The sequence below is a fragment of the Sanguibacter suaedae genome (genome assembly GCF_016342785.1).
GTDB classification, from domain to species: Bacteria; Actinomycetota; Actinomycetes; order Actinomycetales; family Cellulomonadaceae; genus Sanguibacter; species Sanguibacter suaedae.
Genome location: NZ_JAEINH010000006.1, coordinates 199850 through 215120, shown reverse-complemented (window position 1 = coordinate 215120; position 15271 = coordinate 199850). Strand labels below are relative to the sequence as shown.

The 15271-nt window shown below is 71.9% G+C and carries 15 protein-coding genes; 8 read left to right on the top strand and 7 right to left on the bottom strand.

Translation table 11 applies throughout. The features are described from left to right. The first annotated feature begins 7 nt into the window (after positions 1–7). Genes JAV76_RS09385 through JAV76_RS09375 form a run of 3 tightly spaced genes read left to right on the top strand, consistent with a single transcriptional unit; the run spans position 8 to position 3134 of the window. Positions 8–967 (top strand): carbohydrate ABC transporter permease, encoded by a 960-nt coding sequence (locus JAV76_RS09385; RefSeq protein ID WP_372403413.1) that lies wholly within the window; start codon positions 8–10, stop codon positions 965–967. After that, positions 967–1815, top strand: a complete 849-nt coding sequence (locus JAV76_RS09380) for a carbohydrate ABC transporter permease (protein WP_198733767.1) — start codon at positions 967–969, stop codon at positions 1813–1815. The genes JAV76_RS09385 and JAV76_RS09380 overlap by 1 nt, the downstream gene beginning before the upstream one ends. A 47-nt stretch (positions 1816–1862) precedes the next feature. Further along, complete coding sequence (locus JAV76_RS09375; RefSeq protein ID WP_198733766.1) at positions 1863–3134, top strand: ABC transporter ATP-binding protein; 1272 nt, start codon at positions 1863–1865, stop codon at positions 3132–3134. 2 nt (positions 3135–3136) lie between these two features. Here the strand turns inward: JAV76_RS09375 and JAV76_RS09370 are convergent, their stop codons facing one another. The 3 genes from JAV76_RS09370 to xseA form a co-directional block, all read right to left on the bottom strand. Further along, complete coding sequence (locus tag JAV76_RS09370; RefSeq protein WP_198733765.1) at positions 3137–4075, bottom strand: carbohydrate kinase family protein; 939 nt, start codon at positions 4073–4075, stop codon at positions 3137–3139. Between the two features lie 7 nt (positions 4076–4082). Further along, positions 4083–4331, bottom strand: a complete 249-nt coding sequence (locus JAV76_RS09365) for an exodeoxyribonuclease VII small subunit (RefSeq protein WP_198733764.1) — start codon at positions 4329–4331, stop codon at positions 4083–4085. Positions 4332–4392: 61 nt separating this feature from the next. Beyond that, positions 4393–5649, bottom strand: coding sequence for an exodeoxyribonuclease VII large subunit (gene xseA / locus JAV76_RS09360; protein WP_307844124.1), 1257 nt, complete (start codon positions 5647–5649; stop codon positions 4393–4395). A gap of 130 nt (positions 5650–5779) precedes the next feature. On the opposite strand from xseA, the gene JAV76_RS09355 reads away from it, so the two are divergent. Continuing rightward, entirely contained in the window at positions 5780–6847 is a 1068-nt protein-coding gene (locus tag JAV76_RS09355; protein ID WP_198733762.1) for a 4-hydroxy-3-methylbut-2-enyl diphosphate reductase, read from the top strand. 57 nt (positions 6848–6904) lie between these two features. Here JAV76_RS09355 and JAV76_RS09350 read toward each other — a convergent pair whose 3' ends face one another. Continuing rightward, positions 6905–8239, bottom strand: a complete 1335-nt coding sequence (locus JAV76_RS09350) for a DNA recombination protein RmuC (protein WP_198733761.1) — start codon at positions 8237–8239, stop codon at positions 6905–6907. A 68-nt stretch (positions 8240–8307) separates the two neighbouring features. Between JAV76_RS09350 and JAV76_RS09345 the strand changes: the two genes are divergently transcribed. The 3 genes from JAV76_RS09345 (at position 8308) to ychF (ending at position 11774) form a co-directional block, all read left to right on the top strand. Beyond that, positions 8308–9069 (top strand): ABC transporter ATP-binding protein, encoded by a 762-nt coding sequence (locus JAV76_RS09345; RefSeq protein ID WP_198733760.1) that lies wholly within the window; start codon positions 8308–8310, stop codon positions 9067–9069. After that, positions 9051–10616, top strand: coding sequence for a hypothetical protein (locus JAV76_RS09340; protein WP_198733759.1), 1566 nt, complete (start codon positions 9051–9053; stop codon positions 10614–10616). The genes JAV76_RS09345 and JAV76_RS09340 overlap by 19 nt, the downstream gene beginning before the upstream one ends. Positions 10617–10688: 72 nt before the next feature. Next, positions 10689–11774 (top strand): redox-regulated ATPase YchF, encoded by a 1086-nt coding sequence (gene ychF / locus JAV76_RS09335; protein WP_198733758.1) that lies wholly within the window; start codon positions 10689–10691, stop codon positions 11772–11774. Between the two features lie 40 nt (positions 11775–11814). On the opposite strand, the gene JAV76_RS09330 is transcribed toward ychF, so the two are convergent. The 3 genes from JAV76_RS09330 to JAV76_RS09320 are packed head-to-tail and all read right to left on the bottom strand — an operon-like array spanning position 11815 to position 13853. Beyond that, positions 11815–12582 carry an SCO1664 family protein gene (locus tag JAV76_RS09330; protein WP_198733757.1) on the bottom strand — a complete coding sequence of 256 codons (768 nt, stop codon included), beginning with the start codon at positions 12580–12582 and terminating at the stop codon, positions 11815–11817. Next, positions 12582–13136, bottom strand: a complete 555-nt coding sequence (locus tag JAV76_RS09325) for a DUF3090 domain-containing protein (RefSeq protein ID WP_198733756.1) — start codon at positions 13134–13136, stop codon at positions 12582–12584. Before JAV76_RS09325 ends, JAV76_RS09330 begins: the two co-directional genes overlap by 1 nt. A 9-nt stretch (positions 13137–13145) precedes the next feature. Next, positions 13146–13853 (bottom strand): histidine phosphatase family protein, encoded by a 708-nt coding sequence (locus JAV76_RS09320; protein WP_198733755.1) that lies wholly within the window; start codon positions 13851–13853, stop codon positions 13146–13148. A 115-nt stretch (positions 13854–13968) separates the two neighbouring features. Between JAV76_RS09320 and JAV76_RS09315 the strand changes: the two genes are divergently transcribed. Further along, on the top strand, positions 13969–15222 hold the full coding sequence (locus JAV76_RS09315; RefSeq protein WP_198733754.1) for an NAD(P)/FAD-dependent oxidoreductase: 1254 nt from the start codon (positions 13969–13971) through the stop codon (positions 15220–15222). The last annotated feature ends 49 nt before the right edge of the window (positions 15223–15271 follow it).

Genomic DNA, 15271 nt, shown 5'->3' with positions numbered 1-15271 from the left:
CACGACCATCCCCGCAGCGAGCACCGACCCCGTGGACCCCGACGCCGAGAAGCGGCACCGCGCGGCGCGCAGCGACCGGGCGCGGGCCGAGTCCCGCCTCGGGTGGTACCTCGCCGGTCCGGCGTTCGTCATCATGCTCGCCGTCACCGCCTACCCGATCCTCCAGGCGGTCTACGAGTCCCTCTTCGCGTTCCGCCTCACCGCTCCGGGCGACCGGGAGTTCGTCGGCCTCGGGAACTATGCGGTGGTGCTCAGCGACCAGGTGTTCTGGCGGGACCTGCTCGTCACCACCCTGATCATGCTCGTGACCGTCGCCGTCGAGCTCGTCCTCGGCTTCGCGCTCGCCCTCGTCATGCACCGCGCCGTCCGCCAGCTCCGGGGGTTGCTCCGCACGGCCATCCTCGTGCCCTACGGGATCATCACCGTGGTCTCGGCCTTCGCCTGGTTCTACGCGTTCGACATCAACTCCGGGTTCATCAACCAGTGGTTCGGCTGGGTCCCCGGGATCGACCCGAGCCTCAACTGGTTCGCCGGCACGAGCACCAGCCTCTTCGTCATCATCGCCTCGGAGATCTGGAAGACGACACCGTTCATCTCCCTCCTCCTCCTCGCGGGCCTCGCTCAGGTTCCCGGAGACCTCGAGGAGGCCGCCAAGGTCGACGGCGCCACCGGGTGGCAGGTGCTCAAGCGCGTCATCATCCCCAACATGAAGGCCGCCATCATGGTCGCCGTCCTGTTCCGCGCCCTGGACGCGTTCCGCATCTTCGACAACGTCTTCATCATGACCAACGGTGCGTACAACACCGAGGTCCTCTCGCTCCTCGCCTACAAGACGTCGATCACCCGCCTGGAGATCGGGCTCGGCTCCGCCATCTCCGTCCTGCTGTTCCTGTGCGTCATGATCATCTGCTTCGTCGCGATCAAGCTCTTCAAGGTCGATCTCGCCGGGGCCAGGGGGGAGAGCTGATGGGATCGCTCACCGCACGCCAGAAGGTCGGCTGGGCCGTCATCACCGGTGCTGTCCTCGTCTACGCGCTGTTCCCCGTCGCGTCCGTCATCGCCACGTCGTTCAAGCTCCCGTCCCAGCTGGACACCGGGACCTTCCTCCCGCAGGACTGGACCGTGGAGAACTACGAGGCGATCCTCTCGCCCGACGGAGCCGCGCAGGACCTGTTCCTCTCCGCGCTGCGGAACTCCATCGGGATCTCGCTCATCGCCACCGCCGTCGCGGTGGTCCTCGCGACCCTCGCCGCCTATGCGATCGCCCGCCTCGACTTCCCCGGCAAGCGCGTCATCCTCACCACGGCGCTCGGGGTGTCGATCTTCCCGGTGATCTCCATCGTCACGCCCCTGTTCAACATCTGGCGCACCATCGGTCTCTACGACACGTGGCTCGGCCTCATCATCCCTTACCTGTCGCTGACGCTGCCCATCTCGATCTGGACCCTCGCCGCGTTCTTCCGGCAGATCCCCTGGGAGCTGGAGCAGGCCGCGCAGGTCGACGGCGCGACCAGCTGGCAGGCGTTCCGCAAGGCCATCGTGCCCCTCGCCGCACCCGGCGTCTTCACCACCGCGCTCATCGCGTTCTTCATCGCCTGGAACGACTTCGTGTACGGCATCTCGCTCACGTCCACCAGCGCCGCCCGGCCCGTCCCCGCGGCGCTCGCCTTCTTCACCGGCGCGTCCCAGTTCGAGGAACCCACCGGGGCGATCTCCGCAGCGGCGGTCGTCGTCACCGTCCCGGTGGTCGTCCTCGTCCTGCTGTTCCAGCGCCAGATCGTCGCAGGCCTCACCCAGGGTGCCGTCAAGGGCTGACCGGTGCGCACCCCACCCCACACACCGGCCCACCAAGGAGAACGCTCATGGCCTCGATCACCCTGAACAACCTCGTGAAGAAGTACGGAGACGGCTTCCCCGCGGTGAACGGCGTCAGCCTCGACATCGCCGACGGCGAGTTCGTCATCCTCGTCGGGCCGTCCGGCTGCGGGAAGTCCACCCTCCTGCGGATGATCGTCGGCCTCGAGGACATCACCGACGGCGACCTCCAGATCGGTGGAGCGCGGGTCAACGAGAAGGCCCCCAAGGACCGCAACCTCGCCATGGTGTTCCAGAACTACGCCCTCTACCCCCACCTCACGGTCGCGGAGAACATCGCGTTCCCGCTGCGCCTGGCCAAGGGGAAGTTCAGCGAGGACGAGATCCAGCGCAAGATCCGCCGTGCCGCGGAGACCCTCGAGCTCACCGACCACCTCGACCGCAAGCCGGGCAACCTCTCCGGCGGGCAGCGCCAGCGCGTCGCCATGGGGCGCGCCATCGTCCGGGAGGCGGACGCGTTCCTCTTCGACGAGCCGCTGTCCAACCTCGACGCGAAGCTCCGCGGCCAGATGCGCACGGAGATCGCCCGCATGCAGCGCAGGCTGGGCACGACCACCGTGTACGTCACCCACGACCAGACCGAGGCCATGACGCTCGGCGACCGCGTCGCGGTCCTCCGCAAGGGCGAGCTCCAGCAGGTCGCCAGCCCTCGGGCGCTCTACGAGCAGCCGGTGAACCTCTTCGTGGCCGGGTTCATCGGGTCGCCCCCCATGAACTTCATGCCGGGGGAGGTCGACGGGGATCGCATCACGCTGCCCTTCGGGTCGTTCCCCATGCCCGAGGGGATCGCGGCCGCGGTGGGCGACCGTCGGCTCGTCATCGTGGGGCTGCGGCCCGAGTTCTTCGAGGATGCCTCGCTCATGGAGGAGTCCAAGCGGGCACGTGGGGAGACCTTCGGGACGACCATCGACGTGACGGAGTGGTTGGGGTCGGAGCTCTACGCGTACGTGCCGTTCGAGACCCACCCGGACGTCGCCGCGAAGCTCGAGGAGCTCGACCGGGACCTCGACGGCGAGGGCATGCGCTCCCAGTTCGTCGTCGCCGTGGACTCGGCGAGCAGGGTGCGCGACGGGGACGACACGACGCTGTGGTTCGACCCCGCCCGCATGCTCGTGTTCGACCCCGAGACCGGGGTGAACCTCACCCGGGACGACGAGGTCGCCGCACGGATCGACGTGGAGAACGACGAGGACCGCAAGGCGTCCCTCGCCCGCTCGCAGGAGCGTGAGAAGGCGAAGGCGGCGTCCCGGGGGGACTGAGGTCAGTCGAGCTCGGCGAGCCGTGGCGGGTTCGCGCCGGCACGGGACACGGTGATGGCGGCGACGCGGACACAGCGGTCCAGGATCGTCGTGAGCGTGTCGACGGGGACCGACGCGAGGGCCGGGCGACGTGCGTCCCCGAGGAGGTCCGCGTCCCACAGGCCGTGCACGAGGGCGCCCATGAACGAGTCGCCGGCACCGACCGTGTCGGCGACGGTGACCCGCGGGGCGGCGACGTCGACGCGACCGCCGCGGGTCCGGGCGAACGCCCCGTCCCCACCGAGCGTCACCACCACGAGTGCGGGGCCGGTGGCCTGCCAGCGCGACGCGACCTCGTCGAGGTCGGCGCCGGGGTAGAGCCACAGGAGGTCCTCGTCGCTCACCTTGACCACGTCGGACGTGGCCACGAGGTCCTCGATGCGGTCCCGGACGTCGTCGGGGCTCCCCATGAGCGTGGGGCGGACGTTCGGGTCGTACGTGACGGTTGCGGTGCCGCGGGCGTCGTCGAGCACGCGGCGGACCGCGGCAGCCCCCGGATCGAGGACCGCGGCGACCGACCCGGTGTGCACCACGAGGGTCCTGGGGCGCGCGGCGGCCTCCGGTGCGAGGTCCCACGTGAGGTCGAACTCGTAGGTCGCGGCGCCGTCGGCACCGAGGTGCGCGGTGGCCACGGACGTCGAGGGTGCGGCGTCGCTGCCTGGCGCGAGGTCCACCGCGGACTCGGCGAGCCAGGACCGGACGGCGTCGCCGTGGGCGTCGGTGCCGATCCACGTGAGGAGGTCCACCGGCCGGCCGAGACGCCCGAGGGTCAGTGCGACGTTGGCGGGGCTGCCGCCCGGGTGCTCCTCGACGTGCCCGTCGGCACGGTGGACGACGTCGATGAGCGCCTCGCCGACGACGGTCGCGCGGGGTGCGGGTGCGGAGGTGCCAGGGGATGTCATGAGCGTCCTACTCGTCGTCGAGGGGTGCCGGGCCGTTGCTGTCCGTGGTGTCGGCCCGGGCCGTGGCGAGGCGCTCGCGCGCCCCGTCGAGCCACTGCTGGCACCGCGCCGCCAGGGCCTCGCCACGCTCCCACAGGGCGAGCGACGCCTCGAGGGGCTCGCCGCCCGTCTCGAGGCGGGTCACGACCTGGACGAGCTCGTCGCGCGCCTGCTCGTAGCTGAGCGTGCTGGGGTCGGGCTGTTCTGCGGACGGCATGGGATCAGTAAACCAACTTCCGGGGTCGGGTGGCGGAGCCGGGCGTGGCGCCGGTGGTGGGTCAGGTGGTGGCGCGGATCTCGCCGCGCGCGAGGCGGATGCGCAGCTCGTCACCCGTGGCGACGTCCTCCGGCGCCCGGACGACAGCACCGTCGGGACGTTGCACGACGGCGTACCCGCGGTCGAGGGTGGCCGCGGGGGACAGGGCGCGGACCTGGGCGGCGCTGCGGTCGACGTGGGCCGCAGCGACGAGGAGGAGGCGTTCGAGGCGGTCGCGCGCGGAGTCGCGCAGCCCGGTCACGGCGCGCTCGTGGGCGTCGACCATGGTGCGGGGTGCGGCGAGGACGGGGCGGGACCGGATGCCGTCGAGGCCGGCCTGCTCGCGGTCCACGCGGTGCCGCACGGCGCCGCGCATGCGCTGGCGGGCCTGGACCACGCGGGCGCGTTCCTCGGAGACGTCGGGCACGATCCGCTTGGCGGCGTCCGTCGGGGTGGACGCCCGGTAGTCGGCGACGAGGTCGAGCAGCGGGGCGTCCGTCTCGTGCCCGATGGCGCTCACGAGCGGGGTGCGGCACGCGGCCGCGGTCCGCACGAGCGTCTCGTTGCTGAACGGCAGGAGGTCCTCGACGGCTCCGCCGCCGCGCGCGACGACGATGACCTCGACGGAGGGGTCGGCGTCGAGCTCACGGATGGCGGCGCCCACCTGGGCGACCGCGGACGATCCCTGGACGGCGACCTCGCGGATCTCGAAGCGGACCTGGGGCCAGCGCGCCCGGGCGTTGACGACGACGTCGTGCTCCGCCTTGGACTCGCGGCCGCAGACCAGGCCGACGACGGCGGGCAGGAAGGGGAGGGGGACCTTGCGGTCGAGGTCGAAGAGCCCCTCGGCGGCGAGGACGCGCCTCAGGTGCTCGATGCGGGCGAGGAGCTCACCGATGCCCACGGGACGCAGCTGGTCGGCCTGGAGCTGGAAGGAGCCCCGCTTGGTCCAGAAGGTCGGCTTGGCGTGGACCACCACGTGGGAGCCTTCCGTGAGCGGCGTGGCGACCGTCTCGAGGACCTTCGCGTACACGGACACCGGCAGTGACGTGTCTGCGTCCGTGTCCCGGAGCGTGAGGAACGCCATCCCGGCCCCGGGCCGGCGGTTGAGCTGCACCACCTGCCCCTCGACCCACAACGGAGCCATGCGGTCCACGTACTCGCTGATCTTCTGCGAGAGCAGCCGCACCGGCCACGGGTTCTCGGCCGTCGTCTCGGCGGCCCGCGCCGCGAGCTGGGGGCGCGGCCGGTTCTGTCCGGCCTCGTCAGGGGTGTCCACGCACCCCAGCCTGCCCCATCCCTCCGACAACGACGGCATCGGGCGCACGGGCGTGGGAGTGGTGTGGACGTGTTGTGCGCCGAGAGGGAACACCCGTCGCCTCCGCCTGCCCGTCACCTAGACTGGATGCGTGACGTCCACCCCTGCTGCTCCCGCCCGCACCGCCCGCCAGGAAGCCTCCGAGACACCGGTCAAGCGGGTGCTCCTCGCCGCCCCCCGGGGGTACTGCGCCGGCGTGGACCGTGCGGTGATCGCGGTCGAGAAGGCGCTCGACCTCCACGGTGCGCCGGTGTACGTGCGCAAGGAGATCGTCCACAACAAGTACGTCGTGGAGACGCTGAGCGACCGCGGCGCGATCTTCGTCGACGAGACGGACGAGGTCCCCGAGGGCGCGCGCGTCGTGTTCTCCGCGCACGGTGTCTCGCCCGCCGTCGTCGCTGCCGCCGAGGCCCGCTCGCTGAAGACCATCGACGCGACGTGCCCCCTGGTGACGAAGGTCCACAAGGAGGCCGTGCGCTTCGCGGACGACGACTACGACATCCTCCTCATCGGGCACGACGGTCACGAGGAGGTCGAGGGCACGGCCGGCGAGGCGCCGGACCACATCCAGGTGGTGAACTCCCCGGACGAGGTCGACAAGGTCACGGTGCGCGACCCGGACAAGGTCGTGTGGATCTCGCAGACCACCCTGTCCGTCGACGAGACCATGGAGACGGTGCGTCGCCTTCGCGAGCGTTTCCCGACGCTGCAGGACCCGCCCAGCGACGACATCTGCTATGCGACGCAGAACCGTCAGGTGGCCGTGAAGAAGCTCGCCCCGTCGTGCGACCTCGTGCTCGTCGTCGGGTCCAAGAACTCCTCGAACTCGGTGCGGCTCGTCGAGGTCGCGCTGAACTCCGGTGCCGGCGCCTCCTACCTCGTCGACTACGCGAAGGAGATCGACGAGGCGTGGCTGGACGGTGTCACGAGCGTCGGCGTTACGTCGGGTGCCTCCGTCCCGGAGATCCTCGTGGACGAGGTCCTCGCGTTCCTCGCCGCGCGCGGGTACGGCACGGTCGAGGAGGTGCGGACCGCGACGGAGGACCTCATGTTCTCGCTGCCGCGCGAGCTGCGCTCCGACATGAAGAAGGCCGGCGTCGAGGTCCCGCGCCCGCCGCGCGGCGCACGGCGGGCGCTCCCCGTCGAGGTCGTCGGCTGACGCCACCCCCGCAGCTCGCCAGGAAGGCGAGCTCGTCGGTGGGGTCCGGTGCCGACGTCAGTGACGTCGGGAGTCGCTCACGGCCCCGAGGTCGAGGTCGAGGTCGAGGTCGACGATCCGGTCGTCCGCCGACGCGATGAGCTCCGGTGCGCTGAGCATGCTCAGCTGCGGGTCCACGGGCGTCGGGCCGTCGAGCGCGTCGTCGACGATGTCGAGCTCGGAGAAGCGACGTGCGCTCACGAGCACCCGGGTCTCGAGCGATCCGATGGTCTTGTTGTAGGCGTCCGCGGCTCCCTGGATCTGCCTGCCCAGCTTGTTGAGGTGCGTGCCCATCGTGGCGAGCCTCCCGTGGAGCTCCTTGCCGATGGTGAGGACCCGCTGCGCGTTCTCCGCGAGGGCGTCCTGCCGCCACGCGTAGGCGACGGTGCGCAGCAGCGCCATGAGCGTCATCGGGGTGACGATGACGACGTTCTTCGCGAACGCGTGCTCGAGGAGCGACGGGTCCTGGTCCAGGGCGGCGCCGAGGAACGGCTCGGCGGGCAGGAACATCACGACGAACTCGGGCGCGGGGGCGAACTGGTCCCAGTAGCGCTTCGCACCGAGGTCGTCGACGTGCTTGCGCACGTGCCGGGCGTGGGCGGCGAGGCGGTCCGCCCGCACGGCCGGGTCCGTGGCCTGCTGCGCGTCCAGGTACCCGACGAACGCGACCTTCGCGTCGACGACCACGTGCTTGCCGCCGGCGAGGTGGACGACCATGTCGGGACGCAGCGCACCGTCGTCGGTGCGCACGTGGTTCTGCTCGGTGAAGTCCACCCGGTTGAGCATCCCCGCGGCCTCCACGACGCGACGCAGCTGCATCTCGCCCCAGGTGCCGCGCACGTCGGACGACCTCAGTGCCGTGACGAGGGTGCCCGTCTCGCTGCGCAGGTGCTCCGACGTCTCGCGCATGCCCCGCACCTGCTCCCCGAGGGCGGCGACGCTCGCCACCCGGGCCTCCTCCGCGAGGAGCATCTGCTGGCGCACGTCCGCGAGGGTCCGGGTGAGGGGCTCCACCATGGACTGCACGGCTTCGGCACGTTTCGCCATGTCGGCCTGCCCGGCCACCTGCGTGGACCGCAGCCGCTGCTCGGCGAGGCCCAGGAACTGCTCGTTGTTCGCTGCCAACGCGTCCGCGGCGAGCGCCCGGAACTGGTCGGACAACCGGTCGGAGTCCTCCTCGAGGGCCCTGAGCCGCGCCGTTGCGGAGCGGCGCTCCGCCTGGAGCTCGGCGTCCGCTCGCACCGCCGCGCGCTCGGCCTCGCGGACGGCAGCACCTGCCCGTGTCGTCGCCACCAGGTACCCCACGAGGGCACCGACCACCGCTGTCACCAGGCACCACACCACTATCGTCATGGGGGAGAGCCTGCCGCACCCCACCGACACATCCCGACCGGCGGCCGCGACCGGCTACCGTTGGCCGCATGATCCCCGTGCCTGCACTCGCGCTCAGGGGCCTCGCCAAGCGGTTCGGGGACACGGTCGCGGTGGCCGGCATCTCGCTCGACGTCCCTGCGGGGTCCTTCTACGGCATCGTCGGGCCCAACGGGGCGGGCAAGACGACCATGCTGTCCATGGCCACCGGCCTGCTCCGGCCCGACGCGGGCTCCGCGAGCGTCTGCGGCGTCGACGTCTGGGCGCAGCCCCTCGAGGCGAAGCGCACCATGGGCGTCCTGCCCGACGGCATGGGCGTCTTCGACCGCCTCACCGGCGCCCAGCTCGTGACGTACGCCGGTCTGCTGCGCGGGATGGACCGCGCCACCGTCGCCCGGCGCACGGTGGACCTCCTCGCCGTCCTCGACCTCGCGGGCGCCGCCGACACCCTCGTCGTCGACTACTCGGCCGGGATGACCAAGAAGGTCACCCTCGCGGCCGCGCTCATCCATGCGCCCCGCCTCCTCGTGCTCGACGAGCCCTTCGAGGCCGTCGACCCGGTGTCGTCCTCCCACATCCGGCAGATCCTCGCCGAGTACGTCCGCACCGGTGGGACCGTCATCGTGTCCTCCCACGTCATGGATCTCGTCGAGCGCATGTGCGACCACGTGGCCGTCGTCGCCGCCGGACGGGTCCTCGCCGCCGGGACGGTGGACGACGTCCGTGCCGGCCGCACCCTCGAGGAGCGGTTCGTCGAGCTCGTCGGGTCCCCGCACCGGTCGGAAGGGCTCTCGTGGTTGCACACCTCCTGAGGTTGCGGCTCACCATGCTCGGCAACGGGCTGCGCCGCAGCACCTGGCAGGTGATCGGCCTCGTGCTGGGCGCGCTCTACGCGTCGTCGGTCTTCGTCGGGGTCCTCAGCGGCCTCGCCTACCTCGGGCGCCGGGACGCGGAGCTCGCCACCACGGTCCTCGTCCTCGGCGGCAGCCTCCTCGTGCTCGCCTGGTGGTTCCTGCCGCTCGTCGCGTTCGGGGTCGACGGCAGCCTCGACCCGCACAAGCTCGCGCCCTACGCCATACCCCGCAAGGACCTCCTCCTGGGGCTCGCGCTCGCCGGGGTGCTCGGCATCCCGGGGATCGTGACGCTCCTCGGCGTCCTGGGGACGGCCGTCGTGTGGGCGCGGTCGCCCGCCGCCGTCGCCGCGTCCGTGGTGTGCGCGCTCGTCGCGGTCGCCACCTGCGTCGTCGGTTCCCGTGCGTCCACGACGGTCCTCGCGCCGCTGCGCACGTCGCGACGGTTCCGCGAGGTCGCGGGCGTGGTGGTGTTCCTGCCGGTGTTCGTCGTGGTCCCGGCGCTGGGCTGGGCGTCCCGGGAGCTCGAGGCGGACCGGCTGAGCTTCACCGAGTTCGGGGTGATCATCTCCTGGTTGCCGTTCGGTGCTGTGTGGGCCGTCCCGGGTGACGTCGCGGAGGGCGACCTCGGCATGGCCGCCCTCCGGTTCGCCGTGGCGGTCGGGGTGGTCGTCGTCCTCGTGTTCACCTGGTCGCGGGCGCTCGACCGCCAGGTGGGGGCGCCCGTGCGCGGCGGGACGGGTGGCGCGCGCGTGCGTGGGCTCGGGTTCCTCGGGGCGGTGCGCGGTTCCGTCGTCGGGGCGGTCGCGGCCCGGTGCCTCACCTACTGGGTCCGGGACCCCCGGTACGCGTCCAGCCTCGCCGTGGTGCCCCTCCTTCCGTTCCTCCTCGTGTTCCTCGACGCAGGGAACGGGACCGCGCTCCTGTTCCTCGCGCCTCTCGCGGCCTTCCTCCTCGGGTGGATCGTCTCCGCGGACGTCGCCTACGACCACGGGGCGTTCTGGTTGCACGTGGTCACCGGGGTGAGCGGGCGCGACGACCGGCTGGGCAGGGTGCTCGCGGCCGGCGTGGTGGGCCTCCCCGTGACGCTCGTGTTCGCGGTGGGTTCGGTGTGGTGGACGGACCGGTGGGCCGACCTCCCGACGGTCCTGGGTACGGGGGTCGCGGTGCTCCTGAGCACCCTGGGCCTGTCGAGCGTCGTCTCGGCGCGCTTCCCGTACCCCGTGCCGCGGCCGGGGGAGGGACCCTTCGCGTCGCCGCAGGGCTCCGCGGTAGCGAGCCTCGCGGTGCAGACCTGCGGGTGGCTGGTCCTCGGCGCGCTCCTCCTGCCGACGACGGTGCTGGCGGTCGGGGCCGTCGTCACGGGGACCGCCGCGCTGGGCTGGGCCACGCTGGCGACGGGCGTCTCGAGCGGGATCCTCTGGGCCGTCGTCGGCCTGCGCGTGGGTGCGAGGATCTACGACGCGCGCAGCCCCGAGCTGCTGCAGCAGGTCCTCGCGTCGCGGTAGCACGTCGGTGAAAGGTCGGGCGCCACCGGCGGCGCGGCCTGCGCACGAGGCGTGCCCGTAGACTGTCGTCCCGTGGCTCTCACTATCGGAATCGCCGGTCTTCCCAACGTCGGCAAGTCGACCCTCTTCAACGCCCTCACCCGTGCGCAGGTCCTCGCGGCGAACTACCCGTTCGCGACGATCGAGCCGAACGTCGGCGTCGTCCCGCTCCCGGACCCGCGTCTGACGACCCTCGCGGAGGTGTTCGGGTCCGAGAGGATCCTGCCCGCAACGGTGTCCTTCGTCGACATCGCGGGCATCGTGCGCGGTGCGAGCGAGGGGGAGGGGCTGGGCAACAAGTTCCTCGCGAACATCCGTGAGGCCGACGCGATCTGCCAGGTGACCCGCGCGTTCGCCGACCCCGACGTGGTGCACGTCGACGGGAAGGTCTCGCCCGAGGACGACATCGAGACCATCAACACCGAGCTGGTCCTCGCAGACCTCCAGACCCTCGAGAAGACGGTGCCGCGCCTCGAGAAGGAGGTGAAGATCAAGAAGGGTGACCCCGCCCTCCTCGCCGCCGCCCAGGGCGCGCAGGCCCTCCTCGAGGAGGGGACCACGCTCTTCTCCGGTGCCGCGAAGGCCGGTCTGGACCTCGATCTGCTCGCGTCGTTGCAGCTCATGACGGCCAAGCCGTTCATCTACGTCTTCAACACCGACGACGCCGGGCTCGCCGACGAGTCGTTCCAGACACGTCTGCGCGAGCTCGTGGCCCCGGCGCACGCGATCTTCCTCGACGCGAAGTTCGAGTCCGAGCTCGTCGAGCTCGAGCCCGACGAGGCCGCCGAGATGCTCGCCGAGACCGGGCAGGACGAGGCGGGTCTCGACAAGCTCGCCCGCGTCGGTTTCGAGACCCTCGGTCTCCAGACGTACCTCACGGCCGGCCCCAAGGAGGCCCGCGCCTGGACGATCCACAAGGGGTGGACGGCCCCGCAGGCCGCCGGCGTCATCCACACCGACTTCGAGCGCGGCTTCATCAAGGCCGAGGTGATCTCCTTCGACGACCTCGTCGAGGCCGGGTCCGTCGCCGCCGCCCGCTCCGCCGGCAAGGCCCGCATCGAGGGCAAGGACTACGTCATGCGCGACGGCGACGTCGTGGAGTTCCGCTTCAACGTCTAGGCCCGACGTCACACGCCCCTGCCCGTGGCCGCGACTTCCTTCAGAAGAGTGGCCAGGGAACAGCTGACATTTCACCTGCGGGCGCGGGGAACTGCCCCGCCGCGCGCAAGCTCGAGCAGCGATCAGCGAGCGACGTGATCTCCTCGGCGGTGAGCAGGTCCGCGAGGTCTCGTCCCAGGTCGCCGTCGAGTCCTTCGCTGACGCGGTCGATGCCGTCGAGCTCATCGGCGGTGAGGGTGTCACCCAGCCATCCCCAGAGGACCGTGCGCAGCTTGTGGTCCCGGTGGAAGGTGAGGCCGTGGTCCACGCCGTGCCGGTGGCCGTCCGCCATGGACAGGACGTGGTCGCCCTTGCGGTCGGCGTTGTTCACGAGCACGTCGAACACGGCCATGCGCCTGAGGGCGGGCGTGTCCTCGTGGACGAGGGCGACCGCCCGCCCGTTCTCGTCGCGCCCCTCGAGGACGCGCCTCCAGCCCACCGCCGGAACCTGGTCCGCCACGACGAGGTCGACGGCGCTCTGGTCTGGGTCCTGCTCCTTCCAGAGCTGGACCATCCCTTCGCCCAGGGGACCGTCTCGCAGCCAGGTGTGCGGCACCACGCTCCAGCCGAGAGCCTCCGACACCAGGGAGGCGGCCACCTCCCGGTGCGCCAGGGTGCCGTCGGGGAAGTCCCACAGCGGCTTCTCCCCGGCGATGGGCTTGTAGACGACGACCACGTCGTCGACGGTGCCCACGAAGGTCGCGTTGGACGCCGTCCTGATGCGCCCGGTGACCGTCAGCTCTGCGGTCACGAGGTCCGTCGCCGACATCAGACCTCGGGAGGGGTGCAGACGTGCCCGTCGGGGTCCATGGGGTAGCCGCACAACGGGCACGCCGGGCGCCCCGCGCCCACGATCTCGCGGGTGCGCTTGGTGAACGCGCGGGCGCTGCCCACGGGCATCCGCACCAGCAGCATCTCGGCCGCCCGCGCGTCGTCCTCGCCGGGCGACGCGTCGACGTCCTCAGCATCGATGTCGGGGAGGGGGTAGGCCTCGATGACGACCTGCGCGGTGCTCGGGTCCCAACCGAGGCTCATGGTGCCGGTGCGGAAGTGCTCCTCGACCGCGTCGAGCTGCTCGTTGTCGACGAGCTCGGGCGGCGTGCTCACGGGAACGCTGAAGGGGTTCCCCTCGACCGTCATGAGGTGGTCGAGGATCTCGTCGATCTTCTCCGCGAGCAGAGCCGACTGCTGCTTCTCGAGGGCGACGCTCATCACCTGCGCCCCTGCGCGCACCTGCAGGTAGAACGTTCGCGAGCCCGGGGGCCCGATGGTGCCGACGACCGCGCGGTCGGGCCAGTCGAACTCGTGGACACGTGGAGACATGTCAGAATCCTAGGCGCCCGTGGGGCGCGGCGCCTCGTGCCCTGCGCCGCCACCCACCGGGGCGTCGCCGGACCGGATGCCCTTCGACAGCCACGACAGATCGCCCCCGTCGGTGTTGGTCGCGTGGACGCTCGGTCGGCTCGCGCCGTAGCGCACGACCGACACGGACGCGGGACCCACCGTGATGCGCTGGAACAGGTCGAGGTGCATGCCCAGCGCATCGGCGAGCACCGACTTGATGACGTCACCGTGGCTGACGGCGACCCACACGGCCTCGGGCCCGTGCTCGGACTCGATGACTGCATCGTGCCGGCGGATCGCCGCCACCGCCCGTGCCTGCATCGCGGCCATGGACTCCCCGTCGGGGAAGACGACGGCGGACGGCTGCGACTGCACCGTCGGCCACAGCTCCTCCGTCGCGAGCTCGGCGAGCGTGCGGCCCTGCCACCGGCCGTAGTCGCACTCGGTGAGATCGGGCTCCGTCGGCGCGTGCGGGGCGCCTGCCTGGCGATCGAGGATGTGCTGCGCGGTCTGCTGACACCGCTCGAGGGGGCTCGACACCACCGCGACGAGCGGGACGTCCGCGAGGCGCTCCCCGGTCCGTGCCGCCTGGTCGCGTCCGACCTCGTCAAGACGGACACCGGTGGCCCTCCCGGCCAGCAGGCCCGTGGCATTCGCTGTGGTGCGGCCGTGCCGCACGAGGAGAACCGTCGCCATCCAGCCAGACTAACCACCCGTGCGGCGAGCGGCTCCGGGCCGGCATGCCTCCACCGCCACGGTTGCCGGTGGTGCCGGCACCCACCAGACTCGCCGGGGGAGAGGATGGTGGCGCATGGACACGGACGTCGTCGTCGTGGGTGCGGGGCTCGCCGGGTTGCAGTGCGCGCGACGGCTCGAGCGCAGCGGCCTGCGCGTGGTGGTCCTCGAGGCCGACGACGTCGTCGGCGGGAGGGTGCGGACCGACGAGGTGGACGGGTTCCTGTGCGACCGGGGATTCCAGCTGCTCAACCCGGCGTACCCGGCCGTGCGGGACTGGATCGACGTGCGGTCCCTCGGGCTGCAGCGGTTCGGCGCCGGGGCCGTCGTCCGCACGGGCGGCACGACGACCACCCTGGCCCACCCCCTCCGGCACCCCCAGCACGCCGTCGCGACGCTCCGCAGCGACCTCACCCCGATGCGCGACGTCCTCGCGCTCGCCCGGTGGCTCACCCCGACGCTCCTGCGTGCGAGGGCCGCGTTCCGGTCACCCGGCCGCACGCTCCGGGAGTCGTTCGACGAGGCCGGTCTCACCGGGCGCCTGCGCACGCACGTCCTCGACACCTTCCTCGCTGGGGTCCTCGCCGAATCCGGCGGAGAGAGCTCCGCTGGATTCGTCCGCCTCCTCCTGCGGTCCTTCGCCCTCGACGTCCCCGGGCTGCCGCAGGACGGTATGCGCGCGCTGCCGGCACAGATGGCCGCATGGTTGACCGGCCCGGTACGGCTCGAGAGCCCTGTGCGCGAGGTGCGCGAGACCTCGGACCATGTGACGGTGACGACAGACGACGGCACTCTCCGCGCGCGTGCCGCGGTCGTCGCCGCCGGCCCGCAGGACGCCGCCGCGCTCGCCGACGTCCCCGCCCCGCGCACCCACGGTCTGACCACCTGGTGGTTCAGCGCCCCCGACGCACCGCGGACCGGCCCGTTCCTCCTGCTCGACGCCTCCCGCCCCGGCGGCGGTCCCGCCGGACCTGTCTGGAACACGGCGGTCATCTCCGCGGCAGCGCCCTCCTACGCGCCTCCCGGACGGCACCTCGTCCAGGCCACGACCCTCCTCGACCGGCCCGACGGTCTCGCCGACGAGGCTCAGGTCCGCCGAGACCTCGCCCGCCTCCACGGGACGTCCACCGAGGGCTGGGAGCTCCTGGTCCACCACGTCGTCGAGCACGCGCTCCCCGCCCAGGTGCCGCCCCTCGGCGACCGTCGACCCCGCTGGACGGGGGAGCGCGTGCTCGTCGCCGGGGACCACGCGGCCACCGCGTCGATCCAGGGAGCGCTCCTCTCCGGCGACCGCGCGGGCCGCGCCGTGGCGGACCGCTTCCGCCCCTGAACCTCCTGCTGTCCGGCCCCGTGGGGACGTACGAGGACATACCTGGTCG